The sequence below is a fragment of the Methylobacterium nigriterrae genome (assembly GCF_037106235.1).
GTDB lineage: Bacteria > Pseudomonadota > Alphaproteobacteria > Rhizobiales > Beijerinckiaceae > Methylobacterium > Methylobacterium nigriterrae.
Genome location: NZ_JBAWTG010001066.1, coordinates 1 through 251 on the forward strand (window position 1 = coordinate 1; position 251 = coordinate 251).

The following is a 251-nucleotide window of genomic DNA, read 5'->3' on the forward strand; positions in this document are numbered from 1 at the left end:
GTCGAACGCGCTGAACCCGGTCTGGGGCCACAACGACCGCTTCGGCGCCGGCGCCCGGCCCGACCCGATCACCAACGGGCCCTTCATCGGCGCCCGCTCCTCGGCGATCCGCAACGTCGACTTTTCGGCGTTCGACGCGATCGACCCGACCTCCTCCGTCTCGCGCTACGGCAACCCCTACTGAGGCGAGCCTCCGGGAATGCCGAAGGGGCGCCGTTCGGCGCCCCTTTCGTTTGTGCGGTGGCGGAGCC

1 pseudogene is annotated in these 251 nt (G+C 70.9%); it reads left to right on the forward strand.

What is annotated here, in order from left to right:
• A pseudogene (locus tag WDW90_RS40260) lies at positions 1-184 on the forward strand (hypothetical protein); the annotation flags it as partial.
• Between the last annotated feature and the right edge of the window lie 67 nt (positions 185-251).